Source organism: Streptomyces sp. KL2 (genome assembly GCF_046529545.1).
GTDB classification, from domain to species: domain Bacteria; phylum Actinomycetota; class Actinomycetes; order Streptomycetales; family Streptomycetaceae; genus Streptomyces; species Streptomyces radiopugnans.
In genome coordinates this window covers 4,346,817-4,368,822 of sequence record NZ_CP127170.1, presented here as the reverse complement: position 1 = coordinate 4,368,822, position 22,006 = coordinate 4,346,817, and the positions used below count along the sequence as shown (strand labels likewise).

Here is a 22,006-nt window from a genome sequence, read left to right as displayed (position 1 = left end):
TCCTAATGGTCTAATCGCGATGCTAGCGTTTCATCTGTTGCGCAGGCACAGACCAACGTCGATCACAAGTTCGCTTCACGGGGGCGGGGGCATCGAGTCGGGGACGGGGTGCGATCGGCACGGCGGCCGGGTGGGCGGCCGCCGGAGCGCGGGGAGGCGGCCGGGACGTGCCGCCGTCGCGCCGGCCGGAGCCGGGACCCCGGATCGATGGTCCACTTGCGACCGTGCAGGCCACCAGAGCACTGCCGTGGGGGATTTCGCATGGATTTTTCCGTCTATCAACTCAGGACTTTCTGGGAAGTGGCCAGGACCGGCAGCCTGACGAAAAGCGCCAGGAACCTCGGCTATTCCCAGTCAAGTGTGACAGCGCATGTGAGGTCCCTGGAGAGCAGGGTGGGGTCCCCGCTTTTCCACCGCCTACCGCACGGTGTTCGCCTCACGGCCGCCGGTGAGACGTTCCGCGTCTACGTCGGGCGCATATTAAGCGTCATGGACGAGATGGCCGCCGCGCTCAAGAACAAGGGCGAGCCGGCCGGACGGGTCGTGGTGGGGGCGACCGCCCCGCTCATGGAGTACGAGCTGCAGGAGATCGTCCGGGAATGCCGCTACCGGTACCCCCGGATCCACCTCTCCCTGAAGGTGATGAGCACCGGGGACGTGGAGGCGGCGGTGGCCTCCGGAGGCGTGGACGTGGGGCTGACCTTCACCCGCGACATCGAGGAGCGGAAGGCCGGGACGACGGGCGGCCTGCTGCGCGAGGTGCTCTTCTCCGTCCCCTTCGTGCCCGTCGGGCCGGTCGCCTCCCGCGCGGGCGCCCCCTCCCCCGTGGACCGGGTCCTGGTGGTGGACCCCGACTGCGCCTCCCAGGAGGTCCTGCCGCAGCATCTGGCCTCGGTGCTGGGGGAGGCGCCGACCCTCACGGAGACCGGTTCCACCCGCGGCGCCCTCGGCCTGGCAGTCGGCGGGCTGGGGGTCGCCATGGTCCCGCAGGCCGCGGTCGGCTGCGGTTCGGCGCCGGAGGGACTGGCCGTGATCGACTCCCTGCCCAGTGCCCTGGTGCACGTGCAGGCCCTGCTGCTGGGCGGCGACTGGCGCTCCCCGGCCGTCTCGGCCTTCCTGAGCCTGGCCCGCCGGACGCGCGGCGGCCTCCCGGCGGGCGCGCCGGAACCGGCCGCCGACCCGATCCCGGCCTGACCCCGGCCCGGCCGCGCGGCGGCCGGCCGCCGTACTCCAGCCGCCCGGCGCCCGGAGGCGCCGGGCGGCTTCGCGTTCCGCGCCGCCGGCCGCACCCCGCGCCCGGCCCCCTCCGGGAAATGCGCGAAAAGGGGTATCGGAAACCTCGATACCGGAAATCGACAGCTCTCCAGGTGGGGCCGCACAGTGCGGATAACCTCGTGTTCGAAGGTTTTCTCCAGGTATTGGAAACCACCCCGGAGGATATCCGGGACGGTTGACGACCTGCATGCGAACAAGAGGAAAAGATGTCCGACATCGAATTCATTCCCAATGTCTTCCGCAGCGGCTTCGAACTCACCGACCTCTCGTGGGTGCCCTGGAAGGAGCCCGGCCGGGCCGGGGTCGAGCACCACGTCCTGTGGGCCCCCGACGAGGAGAAGGGCGAGGACTCCGTCGGCCTGCTCCTGCGTTTCCCGCCCGGTGCCCACGGCGACTTCCACGAGCACCTGGGCTATGAGCTGATGCTCGTCCTGGACGGCGTCCTCGACCACAGCGACGGCCCGTCGTACACCAAGGGCGACCTGATCGTCGAGGCCCCCGGCACCCGGCATCAGATGTCCAGCCGGGAGGGCTGCACCGTGCTGGCCATCCGTACGCGGCCCGCCGCGGCCCGCACCCCGGACCGGCCCATCCGGCCCGTCGCCGACACGGTCGCCGCGCAGGCGTGACCCGCGTGGTCCCGGGGCCGGGAGCTCCGTCCCGGGGCCGGCCCCGGGGCCCGGAACGGCCCGCGCCGTCCGCCGCTCCACGCCACCTCGCGTCTCGTCACCTCGCGCCTCGTCACGCCACGTGACGCTCCGTCACTCAACGTCTCGCCACAGGAGATACGCACATCATGTCCGCTGCCGCCCCCACGGTGATAACCCCGGAGCCGCTCACCGGCACCGCCGGCCCCCGCCGGGTGCTGGTCTCCAGCGTCTCCTCCGACTCCCACACCTGGAACCTGGTCTTCCTCCAACTCCTGATCGAGGAGTACGGCCACTCCGTCACCAACATCGGTGCCTGCGTCCCGGACGACCTCCTGATCGCCGAGTGCCGGCGCCACCGCCCCGACATGGTGGTCATCAGCAGCGTCAACGGGCACGGGCACCTCGACGGCCGCCGCCTCATCGCCCGGCTGCGCGCCGAACCCGATCTGGCCGACCTGCCCGTGGTCATCGGGGGCAAGCTCGGCACTCGCGGGGCCGAGGGCGGCAGCCACGCCCAGGCGCTGACCGAGGCGGGGTTCGACGCGGTCTTCGAGGACTCCGTGGGCATCGGCGAGTTCCGCCGCTACCTCGCCGCGCCCGGCACCCGCGCCCTGCGCGGGGCCGCCTCCGCGGTCCCGGCCCTGTGAGCGCAGTCGTCGGGCGCACGGGGCCCACCGGCTCGTTCGCCGCCGCCGTGGCCGCGGCGCGCTCGGCCGGTGAACTGGTCGTCCAGCCCCGCATGGGGTTCCCCACCGTGGAGCAGATGGGCGCCGGTCTCAGGGCCGTCCGCGGCGCCCGCGCCCGCACGGTCGGCACCATCACCCTGGACAGCTACACCAGGGTCGGCGACCACGCCTCCGCAGCGCGTGCCCTGGAGAGGGACGAGGAGCTCAACGGCTTCCCCATCGTCGCCCACGGGGGCCGGACCACCCGCGAGATGATCGCGGCGGCCGGCGCCGGGGACTTCGCGATCCAGGTGCGCCACGGCTCCCCGCTGCCCCTGGGCATCGTCCGGGCCCTGATCGACGCCGGCCTCGACGCCACGGAGGGCGGGCCGGTCTCCTACTGCCTGCCCTACAGCCGCACTCCGCTGACCGAGGCCGTCGAGGCATGGGCCCGAAGCTGCGAGGTCCTGGCCGAGCGGGTGCCCGGCGCGCATCTGGAGAGCTTCGGCGGCTGCATGCTCGGGCAGCTGTGCCCGCCGAGCCTGCTGGTGGCCCTGTCCGTCCTGGAGGGGATCTTCTTCCGCCGGCACGGCCTGCGCAGCATCTCGCTCAGCTACGCCCAGCAGACCAGCTTCCCCCAGGACGTGGCGGCGCTGGCCGCACTGCGCCGGCTGGCCGGGGAGTACCTGGGGGACACCGACTGGCACGTGGTGCTCTACACCTACATGGGGGTCTTCCCCCGCACCGTCCCCGGCGCCCTGGCACTGCTGCGCGAGAGCGCGCGTCTGGCCGCGGTCACCGGCACGGAGCGGCTCATCGTCAAGACCTCCGCCGAGGCGCACCGCATCCCCACCGTCGAGGACAACGTCCACGCCCTGGAGACGGCGGCCGAGGCGGCCCGCACCGCGGCCACCACCCCGGCCGACCGGCCCGAGGAGGGCGAGGCGGAGCAACTCCTCGGCGAGGCCCGGGACATGGTCGAGGCCGTCCTGGAACTCCACTCCGACATCGACCGCGCGCTCCCGGCGGCGTTCGCCCGGGGGTATCTCGACGTCCCCTACTGCCTGCACGCCGACAACGCCCAGCTCGCCCGCAGCCACATCGACCGGCGGGGCCGGCTGCGGTGGTCCTCGGCCGGCCGCATGCCCGTCCGGGACGTACCCGGCGGCACGGCGGCGTCGGTCGGGGCCGAGGAACTGCTCGGGATGCTCTCGCACGTACAGAACACCTTCGACCGCGCGGCACTGGACCCTGCGGCGCCGCACGATTCCCTGCCGGCCGCGGGCCGGACCCGACAGGAAGTGAAGTGAGGAACAGTGACCGGACTTCCCCATGACGATCCGCAGCCGCTCACCGTCGCGGTGATCGGCACCGGCCCGCGCGGACTGTCCGTGCTGGAGCGACTCGCCGTCCGGCTGCGGGAGGAGCCCGCACCGCGCCGGAGACTGCGCGTCTACGCCATCGACGCGGTCGAGGTCGGCGCCGGGCGCGTGTGGCGCACCGACCAGCAGGGCTGGTTCACCATGAACACCGTGGTCGGCCAGGTGACCATGTACTCCGGGGAGCCCGACGGCGGCCCCGCCCGGCCCGGCGCGGGCCCCAGCCTGGGCCAGTGGATAGCCGAGCGCGCCCGCACCCACGGCGAGGAGCCCCTCGGGCCGAACGACTACGCCTCCCGGCTGCGCTACGGGCAGTACCTGCGCTCGGTCTACCGCACCATCGCCGAGCACCTGCCCGAGGAGGCCGAACTGGTCCCGGTGCACGACCGGATCCTGAGGGCGCGCCCGCGTCCCGGCGGGGGCTACGAACTGGTGCGCGAGAACGACCCCGCGCCGCTCGGGGTCGACCGGCTCGTCCTGGCCACCGGCCACCCCCGCAACGAACCCGACGACTTCGAGCGGGAGATGCTCGACTTCGCCGCCGGCCGCCCCGGCGTCCACTACCTTTGCGGCGACTCGGCCGCCGACCTCGCCCTGGACTCCGCCACCATCCCGCCCGGCACGACCGTCGGCGTCCTGGGCATGGGACTGTCCTTCTACGACGTGATGGTCGCCCTCACCCTCGGCCGCGGCGGCACCTTCACCACCCTGCCCGACGGCTCCATGCGCTACGAGCCCAGCGGCCGCGAGCCGCACATCGTCGCCGGCTCCCGCAGCGGGCTGCCGATCCCGGCGCGCGGGAAGAACCAGAAGGAGCCCCACCACAGCCACCGCGCGCTCTTCCTCACCCCCCACGCCGTGGAGCAGGCCCGCAAACGGCGCCTGGCGGAGACCGGCAGCCCCCGTCTGGACTTCGACGAGGACGTGCTGCCCCTGCTCCTGCGGGAACTCGACCACGTCTACTGGACCGCCCACGTCACCGCCCGCGACGGGAAGGAGGCGGGCGAGAGGTTCGCCGGGCGCCACGCCTCCGTGCTGCTCACCGGCGGGAACCCGGCGGAGCTGCTGCGCGAGGCCGGACTCGACGGCCTCCCCGCCCTGGACCTGCAGAAACTGGCCCGCCCCTTCGGCGACCGGCACTTCCCCGACCCGCAGGCCTTCCGCGCCGAACTCCTGGACGTCATGCGGTGGGACCTGTCCGAGGCGGACCTGGGCAACGGCGAGGGTCCGCTCAAGGCCGCCCTGGACGTCCTGCGCGACATCCGCAACGTGGTCCGGGAGGCGGTCGACTACGGCGGACTGCGCCCCTCCTCGCACCAGGAGGCGTTCCTGCGCCGCTTCCTGCCGGTCAACGCCCTGCTGTCGGCCGGGCCTCCCCGGTACCGGGTCCGGCAGCTGGTGGCCCTCATCGAGGCCGGGGTCGTCGAGGTCGCCGGCCCGGCCACCTCCTACACCGCGGACGAGGAGGCCGGCGGATTCCGCGTCGCCTCCCCGCGGGTGGCCGGTTCCGCCCGGACGGCGCGGGTGCTGATCGACGCCCGCATCCCCACCCCGCACCTGCGCCGCGACACCTCCCCCCTCGTCCGGGGGCTGCTGGAGGACGGCCTGGTCTCGGAGTACGTGGTCGACGACTCCGTCCACGGCGAGCGGTTCGAGTCCGGCGGACTCGCCGTCACCCGCGCCCCGTTCCACGTCCTGGACGCCGGGGGCCGGGTCCGCGCCGACCTGTACGCGCTGGGCATCCCCACCGAGCACACCCGCTGGTTCACCCAGGTGGGCAGCAGCCGCCCGGGGATGCGCACCCTGTTCTACCGGGACGCCGACGCCATCGCCGCGGACCTGCTCGCCGGCGGTCCGGAGGAGTCCCGGCCCGCCGGGCGGGCGCTCGTCGGCGCCGCCTCGGGGACACCGGCCGAAGGGGGGCGGGCATGACGTTCGGCGCTTCGGGGCTGCTCTTCAAGCAGGCCCGCGACACCCTCCTGCGGCACCGGGACGATCTGGAGGCCGCCCGCCGGGAGTTCACCTGGCCCCGGCCGGAGACCTTCAACTGGGCGCTCGACTGGTTCGATCCGATGGCGCGGGACAACCACCGCCCCGCCCTGCGGGTGATCGGCGAGGAGGAGGCCGAGCTGTCCTTCGCCCAGCTCTCCCGCCGTTCCGGCCAGGTGGCCAACTGGCTGCGCGGCCAGGGCGTGCGCCGCGGCGACCCGGTGCTGGTGGCCCTGGACAACCGGCCCGCCCTGTGGGAGACGGTGCTGGCCTCGATCAAGCTCGGCGCGGTGGTGGTCCCCACCTACGTCACCGCCTCCGCGGCCGAACTCGCCGACCGCCTCACCCGCGCCGGGGTCCGGCACGTCGTGGCGGAGGCCTCGCTGGCCTCCCGGTTCGACGGGCTGCCCGGGCGGTGGAGCAGGATCGCGGTGGGCGGCGAGCCCGCGGGGTGGACCGGCTACCGGCACTCCCGCTCCGCGCCGGAGGACTTCCGGCCGGACGCCGCCACCGCCGCCGGCGACCCGCTGTTCTGCTACTTCACCTCGGGTACGACATCGCTGCCGAAGATGGTCCTCCACACCCACCTGAGCTATCCCGTGGGCCATCTCTCGGGCATGTACTGGAACGGCCTGCGGCCCGGCGACGTCCACCTCAACATCTCGGCGCCGGGCTGGGCCAAGCACGCCTGGAGCTCCTTCTTCGTCCCCTGGAACGCCGAGGCGCAGATCGTCGCCCTGGCGGCCGGGCACAGCGGCCCCGAGCGCGTCCTCGAGGTGCTGCGCGGCCGGGGGGTGACCTCGTTCTGCGCGCCGCCCAGCGTGTGGCGCGCGCTCGTGCGGCACGGCGTCGGGCGGCGCCCGCCCGTACTGCGCGAGGCCACCAGCGCCGGGGAGCCGCTGGACCCGGAGGTCTTCCGCACGGTGCGGGACGCCTGGGGGATCGGCATCCGGGACGGCTACGGCCAGACCGAGACCACCGGGCAGCTCGGCACCCCGCCCGGCCGTACGCCGGTGCCCGGCCGCATGGGCTGGCCGATGCCCGGCTACCGGGCCGTCGTCGTCCACCCCGAGACGGGCGACCCGCTGCCGCCGGGGGAGACCGGCGAGCTCTGCGTCGACCTGGCGGACCGGCCCGTCGGCGTGATGGCCGGGTACGCGGGCGACGACCGGCGTACGGCGGCCGCCTTCGCCGGCGGCCTGTACCACACCGGTGACCTGGTGGTGGGCGGGGCTGACGGGAGCTTCCGCTACGTGGGGCGGGCCGACGACATGTTCAAGTCATTCGACCACCGCATCTCCCCGCTGGAACTGGAGCGCGTGCTGCTGGCCCACCCGTCGGTCGCCGACGCGGCCGTCGTGCCGCACCCCGACCCGATCGGGCAGTGGGTGGCCAAGGCGTTCGTGGTCCCGGCGACCCTCCGTTCCGGCGACCGGGCCACGGCGGAGGCCCTGTTCGAGCACCTCGACAGGGAGCTGCCCCCGCAGAAGCAGGTGCACCTGATCACCTTCGCGGACCGGCTGCCGCGCACCGCGTCGGGCAAGGTCCGCCGGGCCGAGCTGCGCGAGCGCAGCGGGACCGCCGACTTCCGGCGGGAGCGGCCTCCCGCGGTGGCGGCCGCCGGGTGATCCGGGCCGACGACCGCTCCGGCCGGCGCCGTGCCCGGGCGCCGGCCGGGCGCGGTCCCGGTACGACCACGACGTCACCGTACGACGGAGAGACCATGGACACTTCCACGCCGGCCGGCACCGCCGCCCTCATCGAACGCGTCGCCGCCGCCCAGGAGGAGCTGCGGGCCACGGTGGCCTCGCTCGGCGACGCGGGCCTGGCCGCGGCCTCGGCACTGCCCGGCTGGACCCGCGGCCACGTCTGCGCCCACGTGGCCCGCAACGCCGACGGGCTGCGCAACCTCCTCACCTGGGCGCAGACCGGTGTCCCCCGCCCGATGTACGCGGACGGGGGCGCGCGCGAGGCCGACATCGAGCGGGACGCGCACCGCCCGGCCGCCGAGCACCTGGCGGACCTGGCCCGCTCCGGGGACGGGTTCGTCGGGCACGCCCGGCGGCTGGACGACGGCGCGTGGGCGGCCGAGGTCGTCCTGCGCAACGGCGACCGGCTGCCGGCCCGCATGCTGCCGGGGCACCGGCTGCGCGAGGTGCTGATCCACCACGTGGACCTGGCGGCCGGGTACTCCCCGGCCGACTGGCCCGGGGAGGACGCGCGGTTCCTGCTGGCCTCCCTGGCATCCGCCCGGTCCGGCCGCGGGGACTGCCCGCCCCTGGAGCTGCGCGCGGCGGACACCGGGGAGCGGTTCGCCGCGGGGGCGGGCCCCGGCGCCCCGGTACGGGTGACGGGTCCCGCGCACGCCCTGGCGGCCTGGCTGGCGGGCCGCGGTCACGGCGACGGACTGCGGTGCTCCTCCGGCGGGCTTCCCGCGCTCCCCGCCTGGATGTGACCGGCCCCGAGGGGCACGGCGGCCCGCACCGGACGGCTTCCCGGTGCGGGCCGCTCCTTCGCGCCCGGACCCTCACCCGGTGCCCGTGTCCTTGCCCGTGCCCGTGCCAGTGCCAGTGCCCGTGCCCGTGCCCGTGTCCGGGCGTTCGGCCGCGGGTCTACTCGCGGCCCTCGCGGTGGCGGGTGCGCGCGTAGTGCCGTGAGGCCTTGGCGCGGTTGCCGCAGCCGGACATGGAGCACCAGCGGCGGGTGCCGTTCCTGGAGACGTCGTAGAAGTGCAGGACGCACTCGTCGTTGGCGCAGGCCCGGATGCGGTCGGGGGCGGTGCGCACCAGGCGCAGGTAGTCGTCGGCGGCCAGCCAGGCCGCCAGCCAGGCGGGGTCGTCGGTCTCGGCCCGCTCGACCGGTCCTTCGGGGCCGAGGGTGCGCAGGACGCGCCCCCGCGCCAGGACGGCGTTGAGTCCGTCCCTGGCCCGGTCGTCGCCGGGGTCGGCGACGACGGCCTGCAGCGCCTCGCGGGCGCCGAGGGTGGCCGCCAGGGCGGCCGGGGTGGCGCCGCCGGTCCTCTCCAGCAGGTCGTGGCCGGCCAGCCACACGCCGAACCCGTCCAGGCCGTCCAGCAGGTCGTGCCGGGTTCCGCCGTCGATCCACCGGGTGTTGAGCAGGTCCAGGCTGAGCGGTTCGCCCTGGAGGGGCCTGGGGTCGGCACCGGCCGCCCGGGACGGAGGGCCCGTGTATCCCGCGCCGGCACCCATGCGAGCTCCTTCCGTCGGCTGTTCGTCACCCCAGCCTAACCGGCTATCGCTCCGTAGGGAGTTGCAGCCCCCGAACCTAACCACTAAAGTTCAGATCAACGGTTAGTCCGGGATGGCCCCGGACGCCGCGCTGGAGGTATTCCGTCATGTCCGCAACCGCCGCTCCCGCCGCCCTGCAGACCGGGCACATCGGTCTGAACGTCACCGACCTGGACCGTTCGCTGGACTTCTACCGGAAGGTCTTCGGTTTCGAGGTCCAGGGAGAGGGACGCGAGCCCGGCCGCGCCTTCGCCTTCCTCGGCCGCGAGGGCCGCCTGATGGTGACCCTGTGGCAGCAGAGCGAGGGCGAGTACGCCCCGGGCCTGTCCGGCCTGCACCACCTGTCCTTCCAGGTGGAGACGGTCGAGGAGGTGCGTTCGGCCGAGGAGGTGCTGCGCAGCCTGGGCGCCGAGTTCAAGTACGACGGCGTCGTCCCCCACGGCGAGGGCGCCGCCTCCGGAGGGATCTTCTTCACCGACCCCGACGGCATCCGGCTGGAGATCTACGCCCCGACCGGCGCCGACTCCGCCGCGGCCCCCGTCGCCTCCGCCCCCACCTGCGGCTTCTTCTGAGCCGCCACCACACGGCCGGGCGGCTTCCCGCCGCCTCTCTCCCCGACCGGCGGCAGCCGCCCGGCCCCCTCCCCCGACCCACCGCACGTCCCGAGGAGTGACCACAGTGACCGGCCCCTACCACCGCGGCGAGCGCGAGGCCCAGCTGCGTGCCGGCCTCAAGGAGGAGGCCGAGGTCTCCGGGCGCGCGATCCGCGGCACCGTGCCGCCCGTCGCGGCCGCCTTCCTCACGGGGCAGCGCCTGCTGGTCGCCGGGGCCGCCGACGACCGCGGGGACGTCTGGGCCACCGTGCTCACCGGGCCCGCGGGGTTCCTGCGCGCCCGGGACGAGCACAGCCTGTCCATCGCGGCCCGCCCGGCCCCGGACGACCCCCTGGCCACCGTCCTGGAGCGCCCGGTCCACCTGGGGATGCTCGCCATCGAAGCCGCCACCCGGCGGCGCATGCGGATGAACGGCACCTCCCGCCCGCAGGACGGCGGTCTCCTCGTCGACCTCGACCAGGTGGTCGCCAACTGCCCCAAGTACATCCAGAAGCGCACCCCGCCGGAGGCGGACGCCGGACGGCCTGCGGAGGCCCGGCCCCCGGCCCGCAGGAGCGACCGCCTCGACGAGGGCCAGCGCCGGTTCCTCTCCGGCGCCGACACCTTCTTCATCGCCACCGCCGACGAGCACGGCCGCGCCGACGCCTCCCACCGCGGCGGCAACCCCGGCTTCCTCCAGGTCCTGTCGCCCACCCGGGTCCGCTGGCCGGACTACACCGGCAACGCGATGTTCCTGACGCTGGGGAACCTCCTGCTCAACCCCAGGGCCGGCCTGGTGGTCCCGGACTACGCGACCGGCACCACCCTCCACCTCACCGGCGCCGCGGAGATCGTCTGGGACACCGGGGACGACGGGGGCGCCGGGCCCGCCGGCACCGGCCGCGCGGTCGAGTTCACCGTCACCGGCGTCGCCGAACTCCCCGGCACCCTGCCCGCCGGCTGGAGCCCGCCCGCGCTCTCGCGCTTCAACCCTCCCGTGACCGCGGGCAGGGTGCCGAGCGCCGTCTGACGTCCCGTTCACCCCCGGGCCGTACCCCGGCCCTCCCCCTCTGCCCGGTCCGCCGGCGCGACCACCACCGACACCGGCACCACCAGGAGTGATCCGTGCGCATCCACGTCGACATGAACCGCTGCGAGAGCCACGGCCAGTGCGTCTTCGCGGCCCCCGAGCACTTCTCCTTCGACGAGGACGACAACCTCCTCGTCGTCGAGGACGTCCCCGCCGACGAGGCGGTCCGCGCGGCCGTCCGGGAGGCCGCCGCCGCCTGCCCGGTCCGGGCCGTCACCCTCCACACCGACGGGACCGCCGCATGAGCCCGCGCCACATCGTCGTGGTGGGCGCGTCCCTGGCGGGCACCGGCACCGCCCGCGCCCTGCGGGACCAGGGCTTCGACGGCCGGCTGACCCTCGTCGGCGACGAGCCCCATCCCCCCTACGACCGGCCTCCGCTGTCCAAGCAGCTCCTCGCCGGGCAACGGGAGATCGGCGACATCGCCCTGCCGCCCACCGACGGCCTCGGCGTCGAACTGCGCACCGGTGTCGCCGCCACCGCCCTGCGCCTCGCCGACCGCACGCTCGCCCTCGCCGACGGCAGCCGCCTGGACTGGGACGCCCTCGTCGTCGCCACCGGCGCGGCGGCCCGGCCCTGGCCCGCGCCGGTGCCCGGCGGCGTCCACACGCTGCGCACCCTCGACGACGCCCGCGCACTGCGCCGGGAACTCGCCGCCGAGGGCGCCCGGCTGCTCGTCGTCGGCGCCGGGTTCCTCGGTTCCGAGGCCGCCGCCACCGCGGCGGAACTGGGGGTGCCCGTGACCCTCGTCGAGGCCGAGGAACTCCCCATGGCCCGCGGCATCGGGACGGTCGCCGGGGGCTTCGTCGCCCGGCTGCACCGCGAGGCCGGCGTCGAACTGCGCACCGGCACCACGCTCCGGTCCTTCACCGGCGCCGACCGCGTCACCGGCGCCCACCTGGAGGACGGCACCCACGTCCCGGCCACCGCCGTCCTGCTGGCCCTCGGCGCCGTGCCCAACACGGCCTGGCTGCGCGGCAGCGGGCTGCTCCTGGACGGCGCCGTCGTCTGCGACGAGCACGGCCGCGCCCTCGCCGAGGACGGCACGGTGGTGCCTGACGTCCTCGCCGTCGGCGACGCCTCCCGCCGCCCGCACCCCCTGACCGACGGCACGCTCCACCTGGGGCACTGGAGCGCCGCGGTGGAGCACGCCGCCGTCGCGGCCCGCGTCCTGCTGCATCCGGCCGGGGGCGGCGAGCTGCCCGAACCCCCCGTCGCGGTGCCCTCGTTCTGGTCCGACCAGTACGGGGTCCGCTTCCGCTCGCTGGGCCTCCCGCACCTGGCCGACGAGGCGCGGACCGTCGAGTACGACGTGCCCGGCCGGCGCCTGGAGGTCACCTACCACCGCGACGGCGAACTGGTCGGCGTCCTCACCGCCAACCGCACCCGGCGGCTCGCCGCCTACCGCCCCCGGCTGGCCGACGCCCTCCGGCACCGCCGCGCCGCGGCGGCACTCTGAGCGGCCCGAGCGCTCCGAACGGCACGGGGTCCCGCAGACGGCCGGTCGCGGGGCCCCGTGCGCACGGCCGCACACGGCCGCGGGGGCGGCGTTCCCCGCCGCTCCCCGCCGCTGCCTAACCCCGCCGGGCCCGTACGCGCCCCCGCCCGCGCTTCGGGAGGCACAGCGCGGCGAAGCAGACGATCGCGACGAGCGCGCACACCAGTTGCACCACCGCCATCGGCACCGCGGTGTCCTCGCCCGCGATGCCCACCAGCGGGGAGGCGATGGCGCCGACGAGGAACTGGGAGGTGCCCAGCAGGGCGGAGGCGGAGCCCGCGGCGTGCGGAGTGCGCATCAGCCCTTGGGAGTTGGCGTTGGGCAGCACCAGCGCCATGGCCGACATCAGGACGAACAGGCCGGCGGAGACGGGGACGAGTCCGGCCTTCCCCAGGAGGCCGGAGGTCATCACCAGCAGTGCGGCCGACGAGAGCAGGATCACGACCAGACCGACGGCGATGACGCGGTCCAGGGAGACGCGCCCGACCAGGATCTTGCCGTTGACCTGGCCGAAGGCCACCAGGCCGATGGAGTTGACCATGAACAGCAGGCTGAACGTCTGGGGCGAGGCGCCGTAGATCTCCTGGATGACGAACGGCGAGGCGGCCACGTACGCGAACAGTGCCGCGAAACCGAAGCTGCCCACCAGCAGGTAGCCGGTGAACGCCCGGTCGGCGAAGAGGCCGCGCATGGTCCGCAGGGCGTCGGCCACGCCGCCGCCGTGCCTGCGCGCCGGCGGCAGGGTCTCCGGCAGCCGCCAGGCGGTGACGAGGGTGAGGACGAGGCCGAAGGCCGCGAGCACGAGGAAGACGCCGCGCCAGTCGGTGAACCGCAGCACCTGCCCGCCGAAGACGGGCGCCAGGACCGGGGCGGCGCCGGAGATCAGCATCAGGGTGGAGAAGAAGCGGGCCATGGCCAGCCCGTCGAACAGGTCGCGCACGACCGCCCGGGCGATCACGATGCCCGCGGCTCCCGCCAGACCCTGCAGCATGCGGAAGGCGGTCAGGGAGTGGATGCCCGGCGCCAGCGCGCAGGCGGCGCTGGCCAGGACGTAGCCGGCCATGCCCACCAGCAGCGGGCGGCGGCGGCCGAAGCGGTCGCTCATCGGGCCGATGACGAGCTGGCCGACGGCCAGGCCCAGCAGGCAGGCGGTGAGGGTGAGCTGGACCTGGGCGGCCGGGCTGCCGTAGACGGCGCCGACGTCGGGCAGCGCCGGGAGGTACATGTCCATCGACAGCGCGGGCAGGGCGGTGAGGCCGCCGAGGATGAGGGTGATCAGCAGCCCGGCGCGGGCGGGGCCGGTGGGCCGGTCCGGCCGCGGGGCGCGGGCCGGGCCCCGCCCGGGGTCCGGACGGCCGGGGGCCGGGGGCGCGGGGAGCTGCTGGGGTATCTCGGATTCGGCGGCGGCCGGGGACGGGCCGGGGTCGGTCATTCACCTCTCCAGATTCGACGGAAACCGTCCAATCATCCCAGGTTTCCCGGCCCCGGCGCACCCCCTTTGTTCAACATCCGGACAAAACCGTCCCAGGCGCCCGGATCAGGCCGGCAGCAGCCCCGGCTCCCCGGCGGGCGAGACGAAGGACGCCGCGGTGGTGACCGGCGCCCCGGGGACGGTCACGGCCGACACCGTGCGGTAGTCGGCGCGCAGCCGCTCGCGGTCCAGGCCGAGCATCACGTAGCCGCGCCGCCCGTTGTAGTAGCGCATGTGCGGGTTGGCGGTCATCAGCGTCTGCCAGTTGGCGGGCCGCTCCGCGCCGTCCCGGCCGCTGGTGATGGAGGAGGTGACGATCTCCACACCGGCGGTGCGCGAGTCCGGGTCGTCGAAGTCGCGCTTGATGTCCAGCCCGTAGTGGACGTGGACGTCGCCGGTGAGGACGACGAGGTTGTCCACGCCGGCCGCCTCCGCACCCGCCAGGAAGCGCTCGCGGGCGCCGGGGTAGCCGTCCCAGGCGTCCATGGAGACCGGCCAGGGGCCCTCGATCCGGTTGCGGCGGCGGGAGAGGACGACCTGCTGCGGCACCACGTTCCACAGCGCCTTCGAGCGGCGCCAGCCGTCGGCCAGCCAGCGCTCCTGGGTGGCGCCGAGCATGGTGCGCGAGGGGTCCTGCGACTCGGGCGTGGGCACCTTCCAGCCGTCGCCGTTCGCCTGGTTGTCGCGGTACTGGCGGGTGTCGAGCACGTCGAGCTGCGCCAGGCGGCCGTAGTGCAGCCGCCGGTAGAGCCTCAGGTCGGGGCCCTGGGGGCGCTGGGGGCGGCGCAGCGGCATGTTCTCGTAGTACGCGCGGTAGGCGGCGGCGCGGCGGATGAGGAACTCCTCCGGCGGCACGTTGTTCTCCGGTATGCCGCCCGCGTAGTTGTTCTCCGTCTCGTGGTCGTCCCAGGTGACGATCCACGGGTGGGCGGCGTGGGCGGCCATGAGGTCGGGGTCGGTCTTGTAGAGGGCGTACCGCAGCCGGTAGTCCTCCAGCGTCACCGTCTCCCGGGCGAACGCCTCCGGCAGCGTGCGGTCGGTGTACTTCCGGTCGCCGCCGGCGGAGTCGACGGCGTACTCGTAGAGGTAGTCGCCCAGGTGGAGGACGGCGTCGACGTCCTCCTCGCGGGCCATGTGCCCGAAGGCGGTGTAGTAGCCCTGGTGGTAGGCCTGGCAGGAGGCGAGGGCGAAGTTCAGCGAGGCGGGCACCGCGCCGGGCGCGGGGGCGGTGCGGGTGCGGCCGGCGGGGCTGATCCAGCGGCCGGCGCGGAAGCGGTAGTGGTAGTCGCGGCCGGGGGCGAGGCCCTCGGCCTCCACGTGCACGGTGTGGTGGAACTCGGGGTGGGCGGTGGCGGCGCCGCGCGCGACCACATGGCGGAAGCGCTCGTCGCGGGCGATCTCCCAGCCGACGGTGACGCGCTCGGCGGGCAGCCCGCCGTCCGGCTCGTACGGCCGGGGGGCCAGACGGGTCCACAGCACCACGGAGTCGTGGCGCGGGTCTCCGGAGGCGACGCCCAGGGTGAAGGGGTCGTCGGTGATCCGGCCGGGGTCCAGGGCGGGGGCGGCGTGGGCGGTGGAGGGGAGGTTGGTGCTCAGGGCCAGGGCGGCGGCCGCTCCGGTGACGGTCAGGAACCGGCGGCGGCCCAGATGGCGTGCGGCGGCTCTGAGCTCTGTGTCGGCGCTCGGTGAGTGCGTCATGCACATGATTGGAGCGTTCCGGGGCGGCGGCGCGGCGGCAACACGTTGGCGCGTACACGACGCTTTTATGGCGGGCGGGTGACGCGAACCGTGCGGCGGGACGCGTTCCGCTCCACGCGGGCGGTGCGGAATACGGGCCGGGCGGCGCGGGGTTGGGCCGGGCATGACCACCAGGGAGACGGGGCCGGGAGCCCCGGACGTACTGCGCTACACCGCCTTCTCATCCGACCCGGACGGCGGCAACCCGGCCGGAGTCGTCCTCGACGCGAGCGGCCTGGACGATGCGCGGATGCTCGCGGTCGCCGCCGAGGTCGGCTACTCGGAGACGGCCTTCCTCACTCCCCCGCCGCCCGGCCGGGACGGAGGGCCGGACGCGGCTCCGGGGCGCGGCTTCACCGTGCGCTACTTCAGCCCGGCCGCCGAGGTGCCCTTCTGCGGGCACGCCACGGTGGCCGCCGCCGTCGCCCTCGCCGAGCGGATCGGGCCGGGCGACCTGGTCTTCGCCACCCCGGCCGGGACCGTGCCCGTCACTGTCGCCGAGGACGGCGGCGTCCTGCGCGCCACGCTGACCAGCGTCGAACCGTATGTGGCGGAGATCGGCGAGGACGACCTGGCCGAGGCGCTGGCCGCGCTCGGCTGGCACGCCGGCGAGCTGGACCGGGAGCTGCCCGCCCGCATCGCCTACGCCGGAGCCCGGCACCTGGTGCTCGCCGCCGCGACCCGCGAGCGGCTGGCCGCGCTGGACTACGACTTCGAGCGGCTGCGGGCGCTGATGCTGCGGCTGGACCTGACCACCCTCCAACTGGTCTGGCGCGAGCGGGAGCCGGGCGGCGAGGCGGGGACGGGGACAGAGACGGGGCCGGGGACGGTCTTCCACGTCCGCGACCCGTTCCCGGTCGGGGGCGTGGTGGAGGATCCCGCCACGGGGGCGGCCGCGGCGGCTTTCGGCGGGTATCTTCGCGCCCTGGGCCTGATCACCGCACCGGCGGTGCTCACCCTCCACCAGGGGCACGACATGGGCCGGCCCGGACTGCTGGAGGTCGAGCTGCGCGAGGACGACCCGCGCGTGCGGGTGTCGGGAGCGGCGGCCCGCATCGGCTGAACCGAGGGAAGGGCGGACAGGACATGGGCGAGTCGGGCGGACCGGCCGGGATACCGGGCGCAGCGCAGGAAGCCCAGGGCGGGCAGGGCGCGAACTTCGGCGCGTACCAGAGCGAGATCTACCTGAACGGCCTGGGCGGGCAGCTCCCGCCGTTCACCACCGACCTCACCGCCCTGGAGGCCTCGGCCCGCGAGCGGCTGGAGGACGGGCCGTTCTGGTACGTGGCCGGGGCGGCCGGGTCCGGCGCGACGGACCGCGCCAACCGGGAGGCGTTCGACCGCCGGCGGATCGTCCCGCGCATGCTGCGCGACGCGACCGTGCGCGATCTGCGCACCACCGTGCTGGGCACCGAGATGCCCGCGCCCGTGCTGCTGGCGCCCGTCGGCGTGCAGTCGATCGTCCACCCCGACGGCGAACTGGCCACCGCGCGGGCCGCCTCCGCCCTGGGCGTGCCCATGATCCTGTCCACCGCCTCGTCCCACACCATCGAGGAGGTCGCGCGGGCGAGCGGCGACGGGCCGCGCTGGTACCAGCTCTACTGGCCGAACGAGGACGACGTCTGCGTCAGCATCCTGCGGCGGGCCGGGGCGGCCGGTTTCACCACGCTCGTGGTCACCCTCGACACCTGGACCCTGGCCTGGCGCCCGCACGACCTGGACCTGTCCTACCTGCCGTTCATCCGGGGCGTGGGCACGGCGATCCCCTTCTCCGACCCGGCCTTCCGCGCGGGGCTGGACAAGTCGCCGGAGGAGGACCTGATCCCGGCGGTGCTGCGGTGGGTGCCGATGTTCACCGGCACCGACAAGTCCTGGGAGCGGCTGCCGTTCCTGCGCGAGCACTGGGACGGCCCCATCGTCCTCAAGGGCGTCCAGCACCCGGACGACGCCCGGCGGGCGGCCGACGCCGGCATGGACGGCATCGTGGTCTCCAACCACGGCGGCCGGCAGGTGGACGGAGCGGTGGCCTCCCTGGACATGCTGCCGGAGATCGCCGAGGCGGTCGGCGACCGGATCGAGGTGCTGTTCGACTCGGGGGTGCGCACCGGCGCGGACGTCGTCAAGGCGCTGGCGCTGGGCGCGCGGGCGGTGCTGGTCGGCCGCCCGTTCGCCTACGGCCTGGCGCACGGCGGCGAGGAGGGCGTACGGCACGTGCTGCGCTCCCTGCTGGCCGACCTGGACCTGACGCTGGGCCTGTCCGGCCACCGCACGCCGTCGGAGCTGTCACCGGAGGCACTGCGGCACGCCTGAACGCGGTGCGCGCCCGCCGTGCCTCAGCCGGCGGGCGCGGCGGGGGCGGCCAGGGCGGCGGGCAGCTCGGTCAGGGAACGGATGACGCGCACGCCCTCGGCGGGCGCGCCCTCCCCTGTGCCGCCCCAGCCGGTGTCCCCGCGGTCCAGCCAGTACGCGTGCAGGCCCGCGTCGCGCGCCCCCACCGCGTCGACCGCGTGGTCGTTGCCGACGTAGGCCACCTCGTGCGGCTCCAGGCCCAGCAGGGCGCAGCCCGCCAGGAAGATGCCCGGCGCGGGCTTGGCCTCGCCGTGCTCCTCGGAGCAGACCAGCGCGTCCCCGAAGTAGTCCAGCAGGCCGATGGCCGCCAGCTTCCCGCGCTGGTGCGGCAGGGAGGAGTTGGAGACCACGCCGAGGCGGTAGCGGGGCGCGAACTCGGTCAGTACGGCCGAGGCGCCCTCCAGCGCCCTGCGCGCGGCGTCCCGGTGGGCCGTGTACCCGGCGAACCAGGCGCCGGCCTCCCGATCCGGCATGTCCTCCGCGCCCGGCTGCCCGAGGCGGGCCAGGAACCGGCGCACCCGGGCGCACCGATGGGCGGCGAAGGTGGTCTCGCCGGCGGTGTAGCGGGCGTACTCGGCCCGGGTGATCTCCCGCCAGAGCGCGAGGGCGGCGGGCCCGGGCATGCGGTCGTGCAGCCCCTCCGCCTCCAGATGGGCCAGCAGCCCGGCCTCGTCCGAACCCGAGTAGTCGAACAGCGTGTCGTCGACGTCGAACAGCACCCCGCGCACCACCGCCATGCCGCTCCCCCGTCCTCCCGCCCGTGCTCCCCGGCGGCCGTCCGGCCTCACCGCGCCGCGAGCATGGCACGCGCCCCCACCCCCGCCAAGGGCGCCGATCGGTCATTCTCCGGCGTACTCCCCGGGCCCCTCGGCCCGCTCCGCCTCCTCGGCGGCGTCCGAGTCGGCCTTCGTGCGGTGCACGGCGCCGTGCGGGTGCTCGGGCGGGGCGTAGAGGGAGTACAGCTTCAGCGGCTCCTGGCCGGTGTTGACCACGTTGTGCCAGGTCCCCGCCGGGATGAGGACCACCCAGTCGTCGACGACCTCGCGGTCGAAGGACATCCGGTCCCTCTCCGGCCCCATCAGCACCCGGCCCCGCCCGGCCTCCACCCGCAGGAACTGGTCGCGGTCGATGTGCATCTCCAGGCCGATCTCGCCGCCCGGCTCGACGCTCATCACCGTCAGCTGGAGGTTGGTGCCGGTCCACAAGGTGGTGCGGAAGCGGTCATTGGTCAGGGTCGCCTGCTCGATGTCCAGCGCGTGCGGGCGCGGCCCGTGGTCCCTGAACGCCTCGGAGCTCATGGGAGTAGTCCTTCCGTCGCGTACCGGCATTATCGGCGGTGACCGGCGCCGGGACGGGGACGCAGGTCCGACGCGCGTACGGCGGCGGTGCGGACGGCGGCGGCCCGGACACGTACCCGGGCCGTCAGGCCATCAGCTCCTTGAGCTCCCCGGTCTCCAGCACGATCCCCACCGGGTCGGGCAGCCGCAGCTCCTCGCCGAGGCCTGCCGTGGTGTGCACATCCCTGTAGCGGCCCTTCTCCGGGTTGGAGTGCACGACCAGCTCATGGCGTTCGCGGTCCACCAGCAGGTACACCGGGATGCCCGCCGCCGCGTACCCGTCGGGCTTCTCGGTGCGGTCCCTGCCGGGCCGGGTGGAGGTGACCTCCACGACCATCAGCACACCGGCGGGGTCCGACCACTCGCCGCGCCCGGCGAAGTACCGCTTCGGGGCCAGCACCCCGTCCGGCCGGGCCCGGCCACTGCCGTACCTCTCCACGACGAGCCCTTGCTCGGGGTAGAGGCGCAGCTCGGGCCGCTGTGCCATACAGCGCTCCAGCAGCCACATGACAATCTCTCCGTGATCCCCGTCCGGCACCGGCTTGACCCTCAGCTCTCCACGTACGAATTCCAGCTTCACCGTCTGCGGGGCGGCGGCTTCGAGCTGCTCGAACTCCTCGACGCTCATCTGCGCGGAGCCGTTCGTCTGTGCGGACCGATCGATGGCCATGGTCATCACGGTTCTCCTTCCGATCTCCACCGTAGCGGCGGCGCCCGCCCCGTGCGCACGGCAACGGCGCTCCCGCGCGGGAGGAGCCGGGAAGTCCGGCAACCGCCCGAAAGGGTGACCGGGGTGGCGGGCGGGCCGGTGCGACCGCGTCTTCCGCTCCTCCCCCACCGGACGCGGTCGCCCGGCCCCGGGCCGGGCGTCGTCCAAGGCGGCGGGCGGCTCGTCGGGGGCGGCCTGTGCGACCGGAACGGCCGGGACGGCGCCCGCCGCGCAGGCCGCCGCGCCGCACCGAGGCCGACGACCGCCACCGGCCTGGCCCTGCGTCACCACCCCCATGAGGACCTTCCGCGTATCCGGCAGACCCTTCTGGACGTGCACGCCGACGCCTACGCCGACCGGATGGACGACCCGTTCGTCCAGCGCTTCCCCTGGTCCGTGGACCACTGGGGCGGTGATCCCGGCTCCTGCACCACGGGCTGCCGGCGAAGCGCGACGAGGACCTGGTCGTCCTCTCCGTGGACGTCGAGCACCCCAAGGTGCAAGCTCTGTACGAGTCCTGGGGCTACCGGAAGGTCGGCGAGCAGCAGCCCTTCGCGGACTCCCCGCTCTTCGCCGTGATGCTCGCCGAACTGCCGCTGCCCGACTGATCGCCACGTGCAGCGCAGACCTGCGCGGCCCATGTGCTGCCCAGTGTGTCGAGGCCGGGCATGACGCCGCTCACGGCGGAACATTCTTCGCCCACGCAGGAGACGAGGCAGGCCATATGGACAATCCCTTACCCGCGAAGGTCGCCGTCGTCGGTGGCACACGCGGCATCGGCGCCGCGATCACCTCCACGTTCGTGACAGCCGGGGCGGACGTCCTGCTGACCGGGCGCAGCGTCCCGGGGCACGCGCTGGAGACCTTCCGGAGAGCCGGGCGCCGTGCCGGACAGGCCGTGGAGGGGCTGGCTCTGGATGTCACCGAGCGCGACTTCGCGCATCGGCTGGCCGAGTCCGCCCGGACATCGCTCGGCGGCCTGGACGTGCTGTGCCTCAACGCCGGTGTCTTCCCCAACAGGCCGCTGGCGGACATGACGCACGCCGACGTGCGCGAGGTCTTCGCCACCAACGTGGAGAGCCAGATACTCGCCGTCGCGGCGTGCGTGCCGCTGCTGCGGCAGTCGGGGCGCGGCCGGGTCGTGCTGACGTCCTCGATCACGGGCCCGCTCACGGGCTTCCCGGGCTGGAGCCACTACGGCGCGAGCAAAGCCGCACAGCTGGGCTTCATGCGTACGGCCGCGCTGGAACTCGCCCCGTACGGCATCACCGTGAACGCGGTGGCTCCCGGCAACGTGATGACCGAGGGGCTTGGGGAGCTGGGGGAGGCCTACCTCGCCCAGATGGCCGCGACCGTTCCCCTGGGCCGCCTCGCCCGGCCGCAGGAGATCGCCGATGTGGTGGAGTTCCTCGCCGGCGAACGGGCGTCGTTCATCACCGGGCAGGTCATCACCGTCGACGGCGGACAGACCCTGCCCGAGTCCCCGGAGGCGGTGCTGCCGACCAGTGCCGGTAAGGACGCCCCGTGCCGACCCGAGGCTCCTCGGCCGGGCTGAGGTACCTCGTCCTCCACTCCCCTCCCGGGACCGCCGGGGGATGTCGGCGCCCCTTGCGACACCCGATGCGGCGGCACCGCCCGGGTGCCGCCGCGGCGAGGGAGCCGTGCGACCGAGGTGGTGCTGTTCCACCACACGCACGGACTGACGTCCGGGGTGCGGGAGTTCGCGCGGGAGCCGGAGCGGGCCGGGCGCACCGTCCACCTGCCGGACCTGTACGAGGGGCGGTCTTCGACCGTCTGGCGGAGGGCGCGGCGTACGCGCGGGAGACGGGGTTCGGCACGATCGTCGAGCGCGGCCGGGCCGCCGCCGAGCACCTGCCCGGCGAGGTGGTCTACGCGGGGTCCCCCCTCGGCGTCCTGCCCGCGCGGATGCCGGCCCGGACGCGCGCCGGGGCGAGGGGCGCGCTGCTGTTCCACGCCTGCGTCCCGGTCTCCGAGTTCGGCGGCGAGTGGCCGAAG

General features: G+C 74.7%; 21 protein-coding genes and 1 pseudogene. 16 read left to right on the top strand and 6 right to left on the bottom strand.

From position 1 onward, the window contains the following. Window positions 1-207: 207 nt before the first annotated feature. From QPK52_RS19650 to QPK52_RS19615, 8 genes and pseudogenes are all read left to right on the top strand, one after another. Window positions 208-441 (top strand): annotated as a pseudogene (locus QPK52_RS19650) (LysR family transcriptional regulator); the annotation flags it as partial. 48 nt (window positions 442-489) lie between these two features. Then, a complete protein-coding gene (locus QPK52_RS19645; protein ID WP_410540401.1) occupies window positions 490-1,194 on the top strand; it encodes a substrate-binding domain-containing protein in 705 nt (234 codons plus the stop codon). A gap of 287 nt (window positions 1,195-1,481) precedes the next feature. Beyond that, window positions 1,482-1,904: a cupin domain-containing protein gene (locus QPK52_RS19640; protein WP_410538778.1), complete on the top strand. Its 423-nt coding sequence runs from the start codon at window positions 1,482-1,484 to the stop codon at window positions 1,902-1,904. 167 nt (window positions 1,905-2,071) lie between these two features. Next, window positions 2,072-2,572 carry a cobalamin B12-binding domain-containing protein gene (locus tag QPK52_RS19635; RefSeq protein ID WP_410538777.1) on the top strand — a complete coding sequence of 167 codons (501 nt, stop codon included), beginning with the start codon at window positions 2,072-2,074 and terminating at the stop codon, window positions 2,570-2,572. Beyond that, on the top strand, window positions 2,569-3,900 hold the full coding sequence (locus tag QPK52_RS19630) for a methylaspartate mutase (protein WP_410538776.1): 1,332 nt from the start codon (window positions 2,569-2,571) through the stop codon (window positions 3,898-3,900). The genes QPK52_RS19635 and QPK52_RS19630 overlap by 4 nt, the downstream gene beginning before the upstream one ends. Before the next feature lie 6 nt (window positions 3,901-3,906). Continuing rightward, on the top strand, window positions 3,907-5,901 hold the full coding sequence (locus QPK52_RS19625; RefSeq protein ID WP_410538775.1) for an FAD/NAD(P)-binding protein: 1,995 nt from the start codon (window positions 3,907-3,909) through the stop codon (window positions 5,899-5,901). Continuing rightward, window positions 5,898-7,586: an AMP-binding protein gene (locus tag QPK52_RS19620; protein ID WP_410538774.1), complete on the top strand. Its 1,689-nt coding sequence runs from the start codon at window positions 5,898-5,900 to the stop codon at window positions 7,584-7,586. The genes QPK52_RS19625 and QPK52_RS19620 overlap by 4 nt, the downstream gene beginning before the upstream one ends. A gap of 95 nt (window positions 7,587-7,681) precedes the next feature. Continuing rightward, window positions 7,682-8,413 carry a maleylpyruvate isomerase family mycothiol-dependent enzyme gene (locus QPK52_RS19615; RefSeq protein ID WP_410538773.1) on the top strand — a complete coding sequence of 244 codons (732 nt, stop codon included), beginning with the start codon at window positions 7,682-7,684 and terminating at the stop codon, window positions 8,411-8,413. A gap of 157 nt (window positions 8,414-8,570) precedes the next feature. On the opposite strand, the gene QPK52_RS19610 is transcribed toward QPK52_RS19615, so the two are convergent. After that, on the bottom strand, window positions 8,571-9,167 hold the full coding sequence (locus QPK52_RS19610; RefSeq protein ID WP_410538772.1) for a CGNR zinc finger domain-containing protein: 597 nt from the start codon (window positions 9,165-9,167) through the stop codon (window positions 8,571-8,573). A 146-nt stretch (window positions 9,168-9,313) separates the two neighbouring features. Here QPK52_RS19610 and QPK52_RS19605 point away from each other — a divergent pair, with 146 nt between their 5' ends. From QPK52_RS19605 to QPK52_RS19590, 4 genes are all read left to right on the top strand, one after another. Continuing rightward, complete coding sequence (locus QPK52_RS19605) at window positions 9,314-9,778, top strand: VOC family protein (protein WP_093654901.1); 465 nt, start codon at window positions 9,314-9,316, stop codon at window positions 9,776-9,778. Window positions 9,779-9,875: 97 nt separating this feature from the next. After that, a complete protein-coding gene (locus QPK52_RS19600; protein WP_410538771.1) occupies window positions 9,876-10,829 on the top strand; it encodes a pyridoxamine 5'-phosphate oxidase family protein in 954 nt (317 codons plus the stop codon). Window positions 10,830-10,924: 95 nt separating this feature from the next. After that, window positions 10,925-11,134 (top strand): ferredoxin, encoded by a 210-nt coding sequence (locus QPK52_RS19595; protein WP_093654899.1) that lies wholly within the window; start codon window positions 10,925-10,927, stop codon window positions 11,132-11,134. Then, a complete protein-coding gene (locus tag QPK52_RS19590; RefSeq protein WP_410538770.1) occupies window positions 11,131-12,348 on the top strand; it encodes an NAD(P)/FAD-dependent oxidoreductase in 1,218 nt (405 codons plus the stop codon). The genes QPK52_RS19595 and QPK52_RS19590 overlap by 4 nt, the downstream gene beginning before the upstream one ends. A gap of 115 nt (window positions 12,349-12,463) precedes the next feature. Here the strand turns inward: QPK52_RS19590 and QPK52_RS19585 are convergent, their stop codons facing one another. After that, the gene (locus tag QPK52_RS19585; protein WP_410538769.1) at window positions 12,464-13,819 is read right to left on the bottom strand and encodes a multidrug effflux MFS transporter; all 1,356 of its coding nucleotides are present in this window, start codon (window positions 13,817-13,819) and stop codon (window positions 12,464-12,466) included. Between the two features lie 105 nt (window positions 13,820-13,924). After that, entirely contained in the window at window positions 13,925-15,556 is a 1,632-nt protein-coding gene (locus QPK52_RS19580) for an alkaline phosphatase D family protein (protein ID WP_245769796.1), read from the bottom strand. 163 nt (window positions 15,557-15,719) lie between these two features. On the opposite strand from QPK52_RS19580, the gene QPK52_RS19575 reads away from it, so the two are divergent. Both QPK52_RS19575 and QPK52_RS19570 read left to right on the top strand, forming a co-directional pair. Continuing rightward, the gene (locus tag QPK52_RS19575; protein ID WP_410538768.1) at window positions 15,720-16,658 is read left to right on the top strand and encodes a PhzF family phenazine biosynthesis protein; all 939 of its coding nucleotides are present in this window, start codon (window positions 15,720-15,722) and stop codon (window positions 16,656-16,658) included. Window positions 16,659-16,681: 23 nt separating this feature from the next. Continuing rightward, window positions 16,682-17,905, top strand: a complete 1,224-nt coding sequence (locus tag QPK52_RS19570; RefSeq protein ID WP_410538767.1) for a lactate 2-monooxygenase — start codon at window positions 16,682-16,684, stop codon at window positions 17,903-17,905. 23 nt (window positions 17,906-17,928) lie between these two features. Here QPK52_RS19570 and QPK52_RS19565 read toward each other — a convergent pair whose 3' ends face one another. The 3 genes from QPK52_RS19565 to QPK52_RS19555 form a co-directional block, all read right to left on the bottom strand. Then, entirely contained in the window at window positions 17,929-18,681 is a 753-nt protein-coding gene (locus QPK52_RS19565; protein ID WP_410538766.1) for an HAD family hydrolase, read from the bottom strand. 102 nt (window positions 18,682-18,783) lie between these two features. Next, window positions 18,784-19,242 (bottom strand): cupin domain-containing protein, encoded by a 459-nt coding sequence (locus QPK52_RS19560; RefSeq protein WP_410538765.1) that lies wholly within the window; start codon window positions 19,240-19,242, stop codon window positions 18,784-18,786. 124 nt (window positions 19,243-19,366) lie between these two features. Beyond that, the gene (locus QPK52_RS19555) at window positions 19,367-19,957 is read right to left on the bottom strand and encodes a Uma2 family endonuclease (RefSeq protein WP_410538764.1); all 591 of its coding nucleotides are present in this window, start codon (window positions 19,955-19,957) and stop codon (window positions 19,367-19,369) included. Between the two features lie 509 nt (window positions 19,958-20,466). On the opposite strand from QPK52_RS19555, the gene QPK52_RS19550 reads away from it, so the two are divergent. Together QPK52_RS19550 and QPK52_RS19545 are read left to right on the top strand one after the other, a co-directional pair. Next, entirely contained in the window at window positions 20,467-20,598 is a 132-nt protein-coding gene (locus tag QPK52_RS19550; protein ID WP_410538763.1) for a hypothetical protein, read from the top strand. Window positions 20,599-20,714: 116 nt separating this feature from the next. Beyond that, complete coding sequence (locus QPK52_RS19545) at window positions 20,715-21,545, top strand: SDR family NAD(P)-dependent oxidoreductase (protein ID WP_410538762.1); 831 nt, start codon at window positions 20,715-20,717, stop codon at window positions 21,543-21,545. Window positions 21,546-22,006: the final 461 nt, after the last annotated feature.